The sequence below is a fragment of the Halohasta salina genome (assembly GCF_024178165.1).
Taxonomy (GTDB): Archaea; Halobacteriota; Halobacteria; order Halobacteriales; family Haloferacaceae; genus Halohasta; species Halohasta salina.
The window spans coordinates 123,352-138,222 of the sequence record NZ_JAMZIE010000003.1; the positions used below are offsets into that span (position 1 = coordinate 123,352).

At 65.1% G+C, this 14,871-nt stretch carries 12 protein-coding genes; 9 read left to right on the forward strand and 3 right to left on the reverse strand.

Annotated elements, in window-relative coordinates; translation table 11 throughout:
- Window positions 1–97 precede the first annotated feature (97 nt).
- Window positions 98–880: an NAD-dependent glucose-6-phosphate dehydrogenase Azf gene (gene azf, locus NKJ34_RS07760; protein ID WP_253737723.1), complete on the forward strand. Its 783-nt coding sequence runs from the start codon at window positions 98–100 to the stop codon at window positions 878–880.
- A gap of 37 nt (window positions 881–917) precedes the next feature.
- A complete protein-coding gene (locus NKJ34_RS07765) occupies window positions 918–3,287 on the forward strand; it encodes a DEAD/DEAH box helicase (protein ID WP_253737724.1) in 2,370 nt (789 codons plus the stop codon).
- On the opposite strand, the gene ppk1 is transcribed toward NKJ34_RS07765, so the two are convergent.
- Complete coding sequence (gene ppk1, locus NKJ34_RS07770) at window positions 3,260–5,887, reverse strand: polyphosphate kinase 1 (RefSeq protein ID WP_425491806.1); 2,628 nt, start codon at window positions 5,885–5,887, stop codon at window positions 3,260–3,262. The genes NKJ34_RS07765 and ppk1 overlap by 28 nt on opposite strands.
- Window positions 5,888–6,159: 272 nt before the next feature.
- Complete coding sequence (locus NKJ34_RS07775; protein WP_253737726.1) at window positions 6,160–6,876, reverse strand: metallophosphoesterase family protein; 717 nt, start codon at window positions 6,874–6,876, stop codon at window positions 6,160–6,162.
- Between the two features lie 183 nt (window positions 6,877–7,059).
- Between NKJ34_RS07775 and NKJ34_RS07780 the strand changes: the two genes are divergently transcribed.
- The 3 genes from NKJ34_RS07780 (at window position 7,060) to NKJ34_RS07790 (ending at window position 8,737) form a co-directional block, all read left to right on the forward strand.
- Entirely contained in the window at window positions 7,060–7,371 is a 312-nt protein-coding gene (locus tag NKJ34_RS07780) for a DUF7999 family protein (RefSeq protein WP_484494513.1), read from the forward strand.
- Window positions 7,368–7,523 (forward strand): hypothetical protein, encoded by a 156-nt coding sequence (locus NKJ34_RS07785; RefSeq protein WP_253737728.1) that lies wholly within the window; start codon window positions 7,368–7,370, stop codon window positions 7,521–7,523. The genes NKJ34_RS07780 and NKJ34_RS07785 overlap by 4 nt, the downstream gene beginning before the upstream one ends.
- A 140-nt stretch (window positions 7,524–7,663) precedes the next feature.
- A complete protein-coding gene (locus NKJ34_RS07790) occupies window positions 7,664–8,737 on the forward strand; it encodes a PAS domain-containing sensor histidine kinase (RefSeq protein ID WP_253737729.1) in 1,074 nt (357 codons plus the stop codon).
- On the opposite strand, the gene NKJ34_RS07795 is transcribed toward NKJ34_RS07790, so the two are convergent.
- The gene (locus tag NKJ34_RS07795) at window positions 8,734–9,732 is read right to left on the reverse strand and encodes a phosphate signaling complex PhoU family protein (protein ID WP_253737730.1); all 999 of its coding nucleotides are present in this window, start codon (window positions 9,730–9,732) and stop codon (window positions 8,734–8,736) included. The genes NKJ34_RS07790 and NKJ34_RS07795 overlap by 4 nt on opposite strands.
- Window positions 9,733–9,986: 254 nt before the next feature.
- Between NKJ34_RS07795 and NKJ34_RS07800 the strand changes: the two genes are divergently transcribed.
- The 4 genes from NKJ34_RS07800 (at window position 9,987) to pstB (ending at window position 14,869) form a co-directional block, all read left to right on the forward strand.
- Entirely contained in the window at window positions 9,987–11,024 is a 1,038-nt protein-coding gene (locus tag NKJ34_RS07800) for a PstS family phosphate ABC transporter substrate-binding protein (protein ID WP_425491785.1), read from the forward strand.
- Between the two features lie 116 nt (window positions 11,025–11,140).
- Window positions 11,141–12,115 (forward strand): phosphate ABC transporter permease subunit PstC, encoded by a 975-nt coding sequence (gene pstC / locus NKJ34_RS07805; RefSeq protein WP_253737732.1) that lies wholly within the window; start codon window positions 11,141–11,143, stop codon window positions 12,113–12,115.
- A 1-nt stretch (window position 12,116) separates the two neighbouring features.
- Window positions 12,117–13,874 carry a phosphate ABC transporter permease PstA gene (gene pstA / locus NKJ34_RS07810; RefSeq protein WP_253737733.1) on the forward strand — a complete coding sequence of 586 codons (1,758 nt, stop codon included), beginning with the start codon at window positions 12,117–12,119 and terminating at the stop codon, window positions 13,872–13,874.
- A 170-nt stretch (window positions 13,875–14,044) separates the two neighbouring features.
- The gene (gene pstB / locus NKJ34_RS07815; protein ID WP_253737734.1) at window positions 14,045–14,869 is read left to right on the forward strand and encodes a phosphate ABC transporter ATP-binding protein PstB; all 825 of its coding nucleotides are present in this window, start codon (window positions 14,045–14,047) and stop codon (window positions 14,867–14,869) included.
- Window positions 14,870–14,871: the final 2 nt, after the last annotated feature.

The following is a 14,871-nucleotide window of genomic DNA, read 5'->3' on the forward strand; positions in this document are numbered from 1 at the left end:
TAAGCCGGTTTCGCGCGATTACTCGGTGCTATCGCCGGGTCGAGTGGCGGGACGGAACCGCGCGATACTTAGGTATCGTACACGCTTTGCCGAACGAATGGCGAGATCAGTCCTTCTGACCGGGGCGAGTGGTCGGGTCGGGCAGGCCATCCTCCGGGATCTCGGTGACGCCCACGACTGGCGACTGCTGGATCGTGAGCCGCTTCCGCAGGGCAAACTGCCGACTGGCATCGACAAAAGCGACGTCTACGTCGCCGACGTGACGAACAAACAGGCGGTCGCGGAGGCCGCTCGTGGCTGTGAGGCCATCATCCACCTCGCGGGCGATCCCCGGCCGAACGCCCCGTGGGAGAGCGTCCTCCGGAACAACATCGACGGCACCAAGACGGTCCTCGAGGCTGCCGTCGACGTCGGCGTCGAGAAGGTCGCCTTTGCCTCCTCGAACCACGCCGTCGGCTTCTACGAGGACGAACGCAAACCCGATATCTACCGGGACCACGACGACTATCGCCTCGATGGCACCGAACTCCCTCGTCCCACGAACCTCTACGGCGTCTCGAAGGCCACCGGCGAGACGCTGGCCCGCTACTACCACGACGAACACGATCTATCGGTCGTCTGTGTCCGGATCGGCAACCTCACCGAGTCCCATCCGCCGCGGAACTACGAGCGCGGCCAGGCGATGTGGCTCTCCTACACCGACTGCTCCCACCTGTTCGACTGCTGTGTCACTGCCGACTACGACTTCGAGATCGTCTACGGCATCTCCGACAACGACCGGAAATACTACTCCATCGAGCGGGCCCGCGAGGTCTTGGGCTACGAGCCGCGGGACAACTCCGCGGAGTACCACCTCGACGGCACGCCGAAAGAAGAGTGACCGTAACCGGTTTGACCGCCGCGTTCTCAGCCTCTATGTGAACGATATCGTCGACTGGCTCCGGGCCCGTCCGTACTACGACGGCCAGATCGCCGCCCACCGCACCCTCCCCGCACGCGAGTCGACGACTGCCGACATCCCGCTGGAATCCCGGCTCGAATCCGCCCTCGCCGACCGCGGCATCTCGTCGCTCTACGACCACCAAGCCGACGCCATCGCGGCGGTCCGCGAGGGCGACAACGTCGTCGTCGCCACCGAGACCGCCAGCGGCAAGTCGCTGGCCTACACCGTCCCGGCCTTCGAGCGGGCGATGGACCACGGCGGCCGCACCCTCTATATCGGCCCGCAGAACGCGCTGATCGCCGACCAGCAGGACTCCCTCACGGATCTCGCTCGCGACCTCGGGTTCGGCAGTCGGGTATCGGTCGACCAGTACACCGGCCGGCTCTCGAAAACGGAAAAACGAGAGGTTCGGGACCGCAGGCCAACCGTGGTGCTCTCGAACCCGGATATGCTCCACTACGCGCTGCTGCCGTATGCCAACCGGCTCTGGGAGTGGTTTTTCAAATCGCTCGAACTGGTCGTGATCGACGAGGTCCACAGCTACCGCGGCGTCTTCGGTACCCAAGTGGCGCTCGTCCTCCGGCGGCTCAACCGGATCTGCGAGCAGTTCGACAGCCAGCCACAGTTCGTCTGCTGTTCGGCGACTATCGGCAACCCCATCGAGCACGCTAGCCGGATCACTGGCCGCGACGAAGACACGTTTCGGCTGGTCGACGACGACACCAGCGCCCGCGGGCCGCGCCACTGGCTGCTGTGGAACCCCCCGGAGTACGGCGACGGCTGGCAGGATCGCGGCTCCGGGCGGCGGCGGTCGAGCCACACCGAAGCCAAACAGTTGTTCGTCGACCTCGTCTCGCGGGGCTACCAGACGCTCGCGTTTACCCGCGCTCGGCAGGCCGCCGAACAGTACGCTACCGAGAGCGCCCAAGAACTCCGCGAGCGGGGCGAGCGGGATCTCGCAGGCAAGATCCGGGCCTATCAGGCCGCCCTGAAACACGACACCCGGCGGGCAATTGAGGCCGACCTCCAGTCCGGCGACTTGCGGGGCATCTGGAGCACCAATGCCCTCGAACTCGGCGTCGACGTCGGCGGGCTCGATGCGGTGATCCTGGATGGCTACCCCGGCACCCGGATGTCGGCCAGCCAGCAGGCCGGCCGGGCGGGCCGGGGGACCGATCCCGCGCTGGTGGCCTTCGTCGGCGGCGAGGATCAGTTGGATCAGTACCTGATGAAACACCCCGAGGAGTTCTTCGAAGCCGACCCCGAGCGAGCGGTCTCGGACCCCGAGAACCGCGAACTCCTGCCGGACCACGTCGCCAGCGCGGCCGCCGAAAACTGGCTCTCGGTCGACGACGAACGCCACTTCGGCGGCGCCTTCTCCGAGATCGTCAGCCAGTTGGAGCGCGAGGGGCGGCTGGAACGCCGCCAGACCAGTGGCGGCATCCGGTGGACCTACTCAGGCGACGGCAGTCCCCAGCATGCCATGGGCTTGCGGACCATCGGCGACCGCGAGGTCGACCTGCTGGATGGCCGCTCGAACGATGTGATCGCCACGCTGGGCTTCGACGACGCCCTGCGGGACGCCCATCGCGGGGCCGTCTACCACCAGCAGGGCCAGACCTACGAGGTGAGCGAACTCGATTTGAGCCGCGACGTGGCCGGACTCCAGCCGACGTGGGCCGACTACTACACGCAGGTGCTGTCGGACAAATCGATCGTTGTCAACGACGACCTCACTGAAAAGGCGCTGCCGTACGACGACACGAGCGAGGAGTCGTCGACGGTCCACTACGCCGACGTGACCGTCACCGAGCAGATCACCGGCTTCCAGCGCAAGGACCGCACAACGGGCGACGTGATCGGCGAGGAAGCCCTCGACCTTCCGGAGACGACGCTCCGCACCAAGGCGCTCTACTTCACGGTCCCGCCCGCAGTCGAGGCTGACCTCCGGGCCGACCGCACGGACGACGAGTTCAATGGCGGCATTCACGCCGCCGAACACGGCATGATCTCACTGTTTCCCTTCATGCTCCTGTGTGACCGTGGTGACATCGGCGGCATCTCGACGCCCTACCACTCCCACACCGACCGGTCGACCGTCTTCATCTACGACGGCTACCCCGGCGGCGTCGGCCTCACCGAGGCGGGCTTTTCCATCGTCGAGGAACTCATGGAGCGAACGGCCGAACTGATCGACGACTGCGACTGCGCCGACGGCTGTCCGGCCTGCGTGCAATCGCCGCAGTGCGGCAACGGTAACGAGCCACTAACGAAAGCCCCGGCGGTGACGCTTTTAAATACGTTGGCGGGGGCCGATCAGGGTTCGAACGGTTCGTCGAGATAGATCTCGTCGAGGTCGACCGAGGTCTCCCGCTGGTCGTCGGTGTCGGTCTCGTACTCGATCGGGATCTCGGGCGCGTCGCTGCGGACCCGCTCCATCAGTTGCTTGTGGGCGGTCCGGATCGACTCGCCGTCGTCGGGTCGCTGTTGGACGTAGCGCCCGAGGGCGTCCATCTCCCAGCGTTTGCGGTTGTCGGCGACGAGATGGTCGAGGATCCGGTCGAGGTCGTCCTGTAGCGCCGCGGTTTCGACCGGCGTGACCGCCTCGACCCGGCGGTCGAGGTTGCGGGTCATCCAGTCGGCCGAGCCGATGAAGTAGTCGGGGTCGCCGCCGTTGCCGAACTTGAATATCCGCGAATGTTCGAGGAACCGCCCGACGACGCTGTGGACGGCGATCGTTTCGCTGAGTCCCTCGATCCCGGGCCGGAGCCGGCAGATCCCCCGAACGACGAGGTCGATGTCGACGCCGGCCTGCGAGGCGGCGTACAGTTCGGCGACGATCTCGGGGTCTTCGAGGGCGTTCATCTTGGCGACGATCCGGCCGTCGTTCCCGGCCCGTGCGTGGTCGGCCTCCCGCCGGATGAGGTCGGTGAGTCGGTCTCTGAGCGTTTCGGGGGCCACGAGCAGTTTCCGGTAGTTCTCGTGTTGTGAGTGGCCAGTAAAGGAGTTGAAGAGGCGGACGAGGTCCTGACCGATATCCCGGTCGTCGGTGAACAAGCCGAGGTCCTCGTAGCTCTTGGCGGTCTCGGAGTGGTAGTTGCCGGTGGCGACGTGGGAGTAGAGCCGGACGCCCTCCGTGTCGTCCTCCTCGCGCACGGCGAGGGCGACTTTGCTGTGGGTCTTGAGACCGATGGTGCCGTAGGTGACGTGGATCCCCTCCTCTTCGAGGCGTTTGACCCACCGGAGGTTGTTCTCCTCGTCGAACCGGGCTTTGAGTTCGACCATTACAGCGACCTGCTTGCCGTTTTTGGCGGCCTCGATCAGTGACTGGACCACCTGCGAGTCGGGGGCCGTCCGGTAGATGGCGACCTTGATCGCCAGCGTCTGTGGGTCGTGGGCCACGGTGTCGAGGAAGGTCTGGACCGTCTGTGAAAACGAGTGGTAGGGATGGTGGACGAGGATGTCCTTCTCGGCGATCTCGGCGAATAGTTCGTCGGGTCGATCGCTGTCGAGACCGACGAAGCGGGGGTGGGGTTGGGGCTCCCACGCCGGGAGTTTGAGGTCATCGGCGTCGAGTTCCAGCAGCCGGAAGAAGTCGTCGAACCCCAGTGGTTCGGGGAGTTCGAACAACTCGCGCTCGGTGATCTCCAGTTGGTCGACCAGCAGTGACCGGACTTCCTCGGGCATCGATTCGGCGACTTCGACCCGGACGACCGTCGCAAACCGGCGCTGGCGGAGCACGTCCTCGATCATCTCGATCAACCCCTCGGCGACCTCCTCGTTCCGCCGGACCTCGGCGTTGCGGGTCACCCGGAACGTCGAGCAGTCCAGCACCTCGACGTTGGGGAACAGCAGGTCGATGTTTTCGGCGATCACGGTTTCGAGCCGGACGAACCGCCACGTCTCGGCGTGGTCGACGCCCTCGTCGGCCGATCCGATCGGGACGGTATCGTCCTCGGTAATGGGGATCAGCCGCGGGCGGTTCTGCGGCAGTTTCACCCGCGAGAACTTCTCGGTGCCGTCGTCGTCGACCGACAGCACCGCAAGCGAGAGGCTCAGGTTCGAGATGAAGGGGAATGGGTGGGCCGGATCGAACGTCAGCGGCGTCAACGTCGGCAACACCGCCCGCTCGAAGTAGGTCCGGAGCGATTCGACGGCCGTCGCCGAGAGGTCGTCGTAGTCGACGATCTCGATCCCGTTGTCGGCCAGCGCGGGCCGGACGGCCTCGTGGTAACACCGCGATTGGGTCTCGAAGATCGGCCGGGCGAACTCGAGGGCCGCCTCCCACTGCTCGGTCGGGGTGCGGCCGTCGACCGTCCGGTCGGTCACCTCGGCGTCGATCTGCTGTTTGAGCCCGCCGATCCGCTTCATGAAGAACTCATCCATGTTTTTCGTGAGGATGGCGAGGAACTTCAGCCGCTCAAGCGGCGGGTTGCGGTCGTCCAGCGCCTCGTAGAGCACCCGCCACTGGAAGGAGAGTTCGCTCAGTTCGCGGTTGAGATAGGCGACGGGGTTCGAGAGGTCCGTTTCGTCCTGCTCGTCGTCGGCACACAGCGTCGACCAGTCGGTGCCGGCCTGGTCGTCGGTCGCCGAGTCGACCGCGATCGGCGGCGTTCGCGGCGGACTGTCGGTCGCCCACGCCGACGGCGACAGGTCGACCGGAACGGTGTCGTCCGAACCAGCCGGCTGGACGTCCGAACCGACTGGCTGGTCGTCCGAATCGGCCGGCTGGTCGTCGGTAGTGGTCGACTGACCGTCGGTCGGCGGCTCCGCCGAAGCCGTGTCGGCGGTCGTCGACCGGTCGTCGGCCGACGCTTCAGCGGCCTCGGCTCCGTCGGCGGCCGAGTCATCGTCGCCGGCCGCCACACCGTTGTCGGCCGGCTGTTCAGTCCCTCGGTCGGCCGCCCGCTCGGTTGACGCGACGTGGTCGTCGTCGGATCCCATTGCGGTGGACGTTCGTGTCGACCGCTGGTCGCCGGGGGCATTAGCCTGCTCGGTACCCTCACCGTCGGTGTCGTCGACAGCGGTCGAACCCCCCGGCTCGTCGGCATCCGAATCGGCGGTGGTCGCCGTCGCCTCGGACTGTCCGGTCGTCGTGTCGCTGTCGTCGTCGGATGGCATTGTAATGTCGTGAGAATCGGGTTCTTGTCTCGTCGCCCGGCGGGCCCATAGGGATCGCAGCCGGTCCAACAGCGAGTTGGGCCCGGAGAGCCCGGTCATCTGGTGGCGTACGTGTACTCCGTCTCGACGGACTGGGTCGGCTCGACGTACTTCTCGTCGCGACGGTCGACGACCGTTTCGGCGGCCGGCACGGCGATCAACTCGTCGGCCCGCCAGTCGTAGGCGGTCAGCTCGCCGCCGTACACACAGCCGGTATCGAGGCCGACGGCGTGTTCCCGGACGATGGGCGCTTCCAGCACCGTGTGGCCGAAGAAGACCCGCTCGGGGCCCGCGTACTCCTCGAACCAGTAGGGCGGGTCGTAGCTCCCGCCGGGGGCCAGCGACCGGGTGTTTTGGAAGTCGTCGACGCTGTGATCGGCCCGCGGCTTCCGAGGGTCGATCCCGCCGTGGACGACCACCGTCTCGGGCAGCGTGATGACCACCGGCAGCGAGGCGATCCACGCCAAGTCGTCGTCGGTGAGTGCATCGAGTTCCTTGTCACCACGGAGTAGTTTCTCCTCGTTGTTGCCCCGGACGGTCAGCATGTTGTCGGCCGCTCGGACGCGGTCGACGACACCCTTGCTGTCGGGGCCCTTCCGCACGAGGTCGCCGACGAAGACGAGCAGGTCGTCGTCGGTCAACCCGAGGCTGGTACAGAGCGCCTCGAGTTCGGCCCGGCATCCATGTGGGTCGCCGACGATGTAGATGTCGTCCCAGTCGGCGGCCGTCACGTGTCGGTGGGGTACGTCGAGTGACTCCGGAAACGCGGTCATTGGGTCTCTGCCCGAGCCGATGCCCCCGGTTACCTAAACGATTGATAAGATCCCTCTTGAGAGATATATAGCACTCTATGTCTTCTCCGTCTCGGCAGATCTCTATCTAGTGTATATATCGATCCCAACCCGACAGGAGCACTCATAGTCGAGTTTACATAAATCGCACGCGGAGGTTTCAGTATGCGGGTGGCATCGTCGACACGGCACCGATCGTGTACAGTGACGGTCGAACAGAACCGCTATGGCGCGATGACTCTCCGGTCGACGGCCGACCGAACGTATCAGGTCGTCGGCAGCGAGGAGCCGGCCATCGAAGAGACACTGGCCCGACTGTCGGCCGGCAGCGAGGTAACCGTCACCCTCACCCGTGCCCACGGTCGTGGCGACGGCTGGTACGTGGCGGCCGTCGACGTCCCCGAGTCGACCAGCCCGCCGGCCGACCCCGGAGCGACAGCCCACAGCCGGCCGCCGGGCCGTCGGGGGTCACGATGAGCACCGACCGGGCCGACGGCGAGCCAACCGGCCGCGGGCGGCTCCCGACGCCGAGGGAACTCCAGGAGGGCTTGCTCACGCTGTTGTTTCTCGTGGTTTTGGTGGGTGGGATGAGCGTGTTGGTCACCGTCGAGTTGGCCGTTCGACTCTGAGTCGGCCGCGCCGACGGCTCCGTGTCGACCGTGTCTTCGATTGTCGTTTTCTACCGGTTTTGCTCGGACAGTTGTGCTATGTTCAGCTATATACGTCACATAGTCACGTTTAGGCCAGCTACTGGCGAATTCACAGCTGCATGTCAAAATCGAGGCAGCTCCCGACAGCGGGCAGCGTCTCACTCCCCGCGGCGTTCCGGGCTCTGCAGGTCGGCATCGTGGTTCACGATCCCGACAGCGGGGCGATGGTGGCTGCGAACCGTGAGTTCGAGCGGCTCTCGGGGTACTCGGCCGCGGAGCTCCGGACGCTGACCGTCGAGCGCATCAGTGCCAACACCTACTCGCATACGCAGGCGGCCGCCGAGCGCCGGATTACCGCGGCCGCCGAGGGCACCCCCCAGTCCTTCGAGTGGCGGCTCAAGCGCGCCGACGGCGAACTCCGCTGGGTGTCGGTCGACCTCTCGCCGATCACGATCGACGGGCGGTCGCTCGTGGTGGGCGAAGTGACCGACATCACCGAGTACAAACACAACGACCGCCGGGTACGACTGTTCTACCGCCTCCTGCGGCACAACCTCCGGAACGAGCTCAACGTGATCATGGGGTTTGCCGCCCAGATCGATTCGGTCGCCGACGTCGAGACCGCTGCGACCGCCGCCGGAAAGATCGATACCGCGGCGAACGATCTCTGTCGGGTCGCCGAATCGGTCAAACAGATCGAGTCGACGATCACCCGCCAGCGGGCCGCCCGGCGGCGTCGACCGGCGTCGACCGTCGTGAGCGAGGTCGTCGACGTCTTTGAGTCCGCCGGCGCGGCCGACTACATCACCGTCGCGGAGCGAACCGAGATGTGGATCGCCGTCGACGAGGCCTTCGACCACGCGCTGACACACGCCGTCGAGAACGCCATCGTCCACGCCGACTGTCCCGACCCGTCGGTCCGGATCGTCGTCGACGAGTCGCCGAACACCGGGCGGGCCGAGATCCGGATCGAAGACGAGGGGCCGCCGATCCCGCGGATGGAGATCGAGGCGCTCGACGAACACAGCGAGACGACACCCACCTCACACGGCTCGGGGGTCGGGCTGTTCGTGATGAAGTGGTGTATCGAATCGTTGGGCGGCGAACTGAAGATCGAACGCCGCGAGAACGACCGCGGCAACGTGGTCTCCTTCTATCTCCCGCCGAAAGCGCCGCCGGCCGCCAACAGCTAAGGGGTCGGTGCGGCCTTCTGGAGGGCCGTCTCGGCGATGTTGCCGCCGTAGTCGGCGGTTCGGGACACCGAGTCGACGATCAACCCCAGATGTTGGGCGCGGGCGGGGTCGAGTTCCCGGAGCAGTTCGTCGATGCTGCGGGCCGTCGCGTCGACGTCGCGGACCCGTTCGCGGACGTCGTTGGCCAGTCGAGTGGCCTCGTCGCCGTCGTCGGTGAACAGCGCGTCCATCCCGCCATCGATGACGGTGACGACCTCCGCGTGGAGTTCGTCGAGGGCGTCCAGTACCTCCTCGGGGACCTCGCGTTCGATGTTACGGGTGAGGTGGGCGATCTTGGTGGCGTGATCGCCGATCCGTTCGAGCTGGCGGGCGCTGGAATGGTAGTCGAAACAGACCTCCCGCGGCAAGCCGAGTTCCTCGCTGGCCTTCGGCGTTCGGAGTGTCGCCCGGAAGATCCGGGAGACGACCATCCAGAGCCGGTCGACGTCGTCGTCCCGCTGGATCACGTCCGCCGCGAGATCCCGATCGAGATCCCGCAGCGCCAGCAGGGCGTCTTCGAGCATCGAGGCGGCGATCAGCCGCATGCGTGTGACGGCGTTGTGGATCGACAGCTCCGAGGAGTCCAGCAGGTCCCGGATGACGATCTCGGTTTTCGTCTCTTCGAGGACTTCGAGGCCGACCAGACTCTGGGTCGCCTCCCGGATCGTCCGCCGCTGGGCGTTGGTGATCCGGCCGCTTTCGAGGGCGATGATGTCGAAGCCGCTGACGTACATCGTCGTCACCGCCCGGATCAGCTCGTTGCCTTCGAGGTTCGTGATATCGAGCGTCCCCTCGGTTCGTTCGTCGCCGCCCGCGGGCGTCATGAACAGCGAATCGCCCTCGGGGTAGAACTCGACGGTGCTTCCCGCGCTCACACCGTTGTCGTTGGCCCACGATTTCGGAATCGAGACGGTGTAGGTCGACCCACCTGTCACCTGGACTTTCCGCGTCTCCATATGGGTGTGTCACGAGAGATACGTGATAAACCTACTCATATATGTAGTTCCGAAGGGCTAAACATAGGTTCGAACGTTCCTCTACGGCCGATTGACGGCTGTTTTGCTGAAAAATATACGAACCACCGCTGTGACAAACCATCTCACAGGCAAAACTATATAGATTATATTCGATTATGTGCCAATATGTACTAGACTGGAGTAGTGAATAGATCTAATAGCACTCTTTTTATGTAATCTTCGACCACGAACAGGTGATGAGCTCCAATCCGGAGGACGGACGGACTGTCTCACGACGAGCGGCATTGACGAGTATTGCTGGTGCCGGCGCAGTGGCACTCGCTGGTTGTACGGACGCGAACAACGATGCCGGTAGCGGCGACGGTGGTAGCGGGGAGCAGAGCGGCGACGGCGGTAGCGAAAGCGGAAGCGGCGAGCTCTCGGGCGACATCAGTATCGCCGGATCGAGTACCGTCTTCCCGCTGATGACCGCGATCGCCGAGGACTTCCAGGCCGAAAACTCCGGCGTCAACATCGACATCAGTTCGACCGGTTCCGGTGGCGGCTTCTCGAACTACTTCTGTGTCGGCGAGACGGACTTCAACAACGCGAGCCGACCGATCAAGGAGTCCGAGGAGACGCTCTGTTCGGACAACGACGTCGAGTACGTCGAACTGGTCGCCGCGACCGACGCGCTGACGGTCGTCATCAACAACGACAACGACTTCGCGACCGAGCTGACCGTCGACCAGCTCGCCGACATCTGGGCGGCCGACGGGGCCAGCACGTGGAGCGAGGTCAACTCCGAATGGCCCGACGAGGAGATCGAACGCTACGGCGCTGCCGAGACCTCGGGGACCTTCGACTACTTCAACGAGGCCGTCCTTGGCGAGCGCGGCCACACCGACGACTACAGCGCGACCGAACAGGACAACACCATCGTTCAGGGTGTCACGGGCAGCGAGTACGCTATCGGTTACTTCGGCTTCTCCTACTACTTCCAGAACCCCGATGAGGTGACTGCAGTCGCCATCGACGACGGTGACGGCCCGGTCGAGCCGAGCCTCGACACCGCGTCCAACGGCGAGTACACGCCGCTGTCGCGACCGCTGTTTACCTACCCGTCGGTCGAGTCCCTCGGCGAGGAACACGTCGCCGAGTTCGCTCGCTACTTCGTCGAGCAGACGACAAACGAGGAGATCGTCGCCAACGACGTCGGCTACGTCCCACTGACCGACGAGACTCAGGAAGAACAGATGTCGAAGCTCGAAGACGCGATCTCGCAGGCGTAGCTCACCGGCTACAGCTAACTGCGTTCCAATGTATCTATATACCGCGGGCGTGTGTCCCGACGTGAAATGGGGAACTATGGAGACAGCCACTGCTGTCGACGAACGGGTGGTCGACTGTGAGTAGCGACACCGACGCCCCGGATCTCACACGCTCGGGGGGAATCGAGAAACTCCGAGAGGGAACCTACGGCGGGTTTTTCGTCGCGTGTGCGGTCATCTCGGTGCTGACGACGGTCGCGATCTTCGTAACGCTGCTGTCGGATGCTGTCGCCTTTTTCGCGGCGGTACCGTACTCGGAGTTCCTCTTTGCAACCGACTGGAGCCCGAACACGGTCGGAGGGCGGCGGATCTTCGGGATCGTCCCGCTGATCTTCGGCACGCTGATGGTGACGATCACGGCGGCGTTCATCGCGCTGCCGGTCGGCACGCTGACGGCGATCTACCTCAGCGAGTATGCGAGTACGCGCGTCCGGTCGATCCTCAAACCGATGCTCGAAGTGCTCGCGGGGATTCCGACCGTCGTCTACGGCTACTTCGCGCTCGTCTACATCACCCCGCTGCTCGAAGCGACGCTGTTCCCGGATATCAGCACGTTCAACGCGCTGTCGGCGTCGCTGATGGTCGGCATCATGACGATCCCGATGGTCTCGTCGATCAGCGAAGACGCCATGAGCGCCGTCCCGGACTCGCTGCGACAGGCCGGATACGGCCTCGGAGCGACCAAATACGAGGTGTCGACCGGCATCGTCGTCCCCGCCTCGATCTCGGGGATCGCCTCCTCGTACATTCTGGCGGTCTCCCGAGCCATCGGCGAGACGATGATCGTCGTCGTCGCGATGGGCTCACAGGCTCGGATGCCGGTGATTCAGGAGGGACTGCTCGGCCTTCCCTACTTCAATCCGGCCGACGCGCTGCTGGATACGGGGATGACCGTCACCGTTGCGATGGTCCAGATCGCCGGCAGCGACCTCACGGGCGGCTCGGTCGCCTACGACGCGATGTTCGCCCTCGGCCTCGCGCTGTTCGTTATTACACTAATCATGAACATCCTGAGCAACATCGTCTCCGAACGGTATCGGGAGGCATACTGAGATGGCGACCGAAACCGGAACCAAATTCCAGGCGGTCAGCCGCCTTCGTGGCACCGTCTTCGAGTACGTCTCGCTGGGGGCTTCGGTGTTCGGCATCGTCCTGCTGGCGGCGCTGCTTGTCTACGTCTCCATCGACGCCTTCGATCTGGCCAACGCCAGCCCGCAGTGGCTGCTGACCTACTTCCTGACGCTCGTCGTGCCGCTGATCGGCTTCTGTCTCTACAGCGCCGACGACCGCCAGATCACCCGCCGGACGGGACTCGCAGTCGGTGGCGGACTCGTCGTCAGCGCGCTGGTCTTTACCGGCGTCGAGGCGCTCGTCGGTCCCATCGACCGGCTCTCGTGGCCGCTCGTCTACCTGTTCGTCTTCGTGGTTCCGACGACGGGGTATACGATCTTCGCCGCCAATCAGGAGACTGTCGGCGGTGTCGGCTTCGGCCTGCTCGGTCGACTGCTGGGCGGAACGGCACTCGGACTCGCCGTCGGCGTCCTGTTTCTGGTGTTCGACCCGCAGCTGTGGATGTTGGCCTACACGTTTGGCCTCCTCCCGGCGGCGCTGGCGGTCGGCTACGGGCAGTGGCGTCCCGACTCCGGCATGTCGTCGAAGGCGCTGCCGATCGGTATCGTCGGGCTCGTCGTTGCCGTCGGCCTCCGACAGGTAGTGCCGATGTATCCGACGGACTTCATTATCTACATCTGGTCGGTCTCGATGCCGATCGCGGCCGGCGGTGCGGCGCTGGTCGCGGGCCAGCGGGGCCGGACGGCCGCGCTGTCGGTCGGTCTCGTGCCGCTTGCGGTGGCGGTCGCCGGCGGGTTCGCCGCCGCTGGGTTCGGGCTGCCGTCGAAGACGGTGCTGCTCGTACTCGTCACGGCTGGCGTCCCGGTGGCTGTCTTCATCAGCCGCACCCTCACAGACGGAGAGGGGACGATCGGGCTGGTTCTGCCGATCCTGTTGGCTGCCGGCGTCCTCGTCGGCGCGCTGATCGTCGACTTCGCGGGCTTCCCCGCGCCTGATCCGTGGCTCGACCCCTCGTACGTGACGAGTTCGCCGTCACGAACCCCGGTCGACGCGGGACTCTACCCCGCGATCGTCGGCTCGGTGATCATCATCGCACTCGTGGCCGTGCTCTCGTTCGTGTTGGGTGTCGGGACGGCGGTCTTCCTCGAGGAGTACACCGCCGGCAGCGGCTGGATGGGGGCGCTCACCCGGCTCATTCAGGTCAATATCGCCAATCTCGCGGCCGTCCCGTCGGTCGTCTACGGCCTGCTCGGACTCGGGTTGTTCGCCAACTTCCTCGGCTTCGGCTTCGGGACTGCCGTCACCGCGGCCTTCACGCTGTCGCTGTTGATCCTGCCGATCACGATCATCTCCGCTCAGGAGGCGATCCGGGCGGTGCCCGACTCGCTCCGGCAGGGCTCCTACGGTATGGGGGCGACCCGCTGGCAGACCACCAAGAACGTCGTCCTTCCCGAGGCGCTGCCCGGCATCTTCACCGGGACGATCCTCGCGCTCGGACGGGCCATCGGCGAGACCGCACCGTTGATCATGATCGGCGCGGCGACTACCGTCTTCAGCGCCCCCGACAGCATCTGGAGCAAGCTCAGCGCGATGCCGATGCAGATCTACGCGTGGGCCAACTTCCCGCAGGCGGAGTTCCGGTACGGCGTCGTCGCCGCCGGCGTGATGACGCTGCTGATCGTCCTGCTGGGGATGAACGCGACCGCGATCATCCTCCGGAACAAAAGCGAAGGCGTCTAACCCCGGTCGCTGATTCACCCACTCCCTTCGGCGGACACGGTCGACGATGCTCCCGCCGATTATATAGCCCTCTGTTCGGCTCCCTACCCGACTATATCGTTCTTAGCAGTCCCTTTAGGACCGCTCGTCGAACCCGCAACCGACGACCGACCTTCACTATCCAGCTACCCATGGCAACCCAACAGTCCGACTCCCTCATCACGACCGAGGTATCGAGCAGCCAGACCGGCCGCAGCGCCGCCCCCGACGAGACGGTGATCTCGTCGACCGATCTCGACGTGTTTTACGACGCCGACAAGGCCCTCGACGACGTCTCGATCGAGATCCCCGAACACAAGGTAACCGCGATTATCGGCCCCTCGGGCTGCGGGAAATCGACGTTCCTCCGGTGTATCAACCGGATGAACGACCAGATCCCCGCCTGTGAGGTCGACGGCGAACTCCACTTCCACGGCACCAACGTCTACGACCCGCAGGTCGACCCCGTCGCACTCCGGCGGAAGATCGGGATGGTGTTCCAGAAACCCAACCCCTTCCCGAAGTCGATCTACGAGAACGTCGCCTACGGGCTCCGCGTCCAAGGCAAGGAGGTCACCGACGAACTCGTCGAGGACGCCCTTCGCAACGCGGCACTGTGGGACGAGGTCAAGGACCAACTCGACGAGTCGGGACTCGACCTCTCGGGTGGCCAACAACAGCGGCTCTGTATCGCCCGGGCGATCGCCCCCGACCCGGAGGTCGTTCTGATGGACGAGCCGACCTCCGCGCTCGACCCGGTCGCGGCCTCGAAGATCGAGGACCTCATCGACGAGCTGGTTGAGGAGTACACCGTCATCATCGTCACCCACAACATGCAGCAGGCCGCCCGCATCTCCGACAAGACCGCCGTCTTCCTCACCGGCGGCAAACTCGTCGAGTTCGACGACACCCAGACGGTCTTCGAGAACCCCGCCCACGACCGCGTCGAGGACTACATCACCGGCAAGTTCGGATAGCC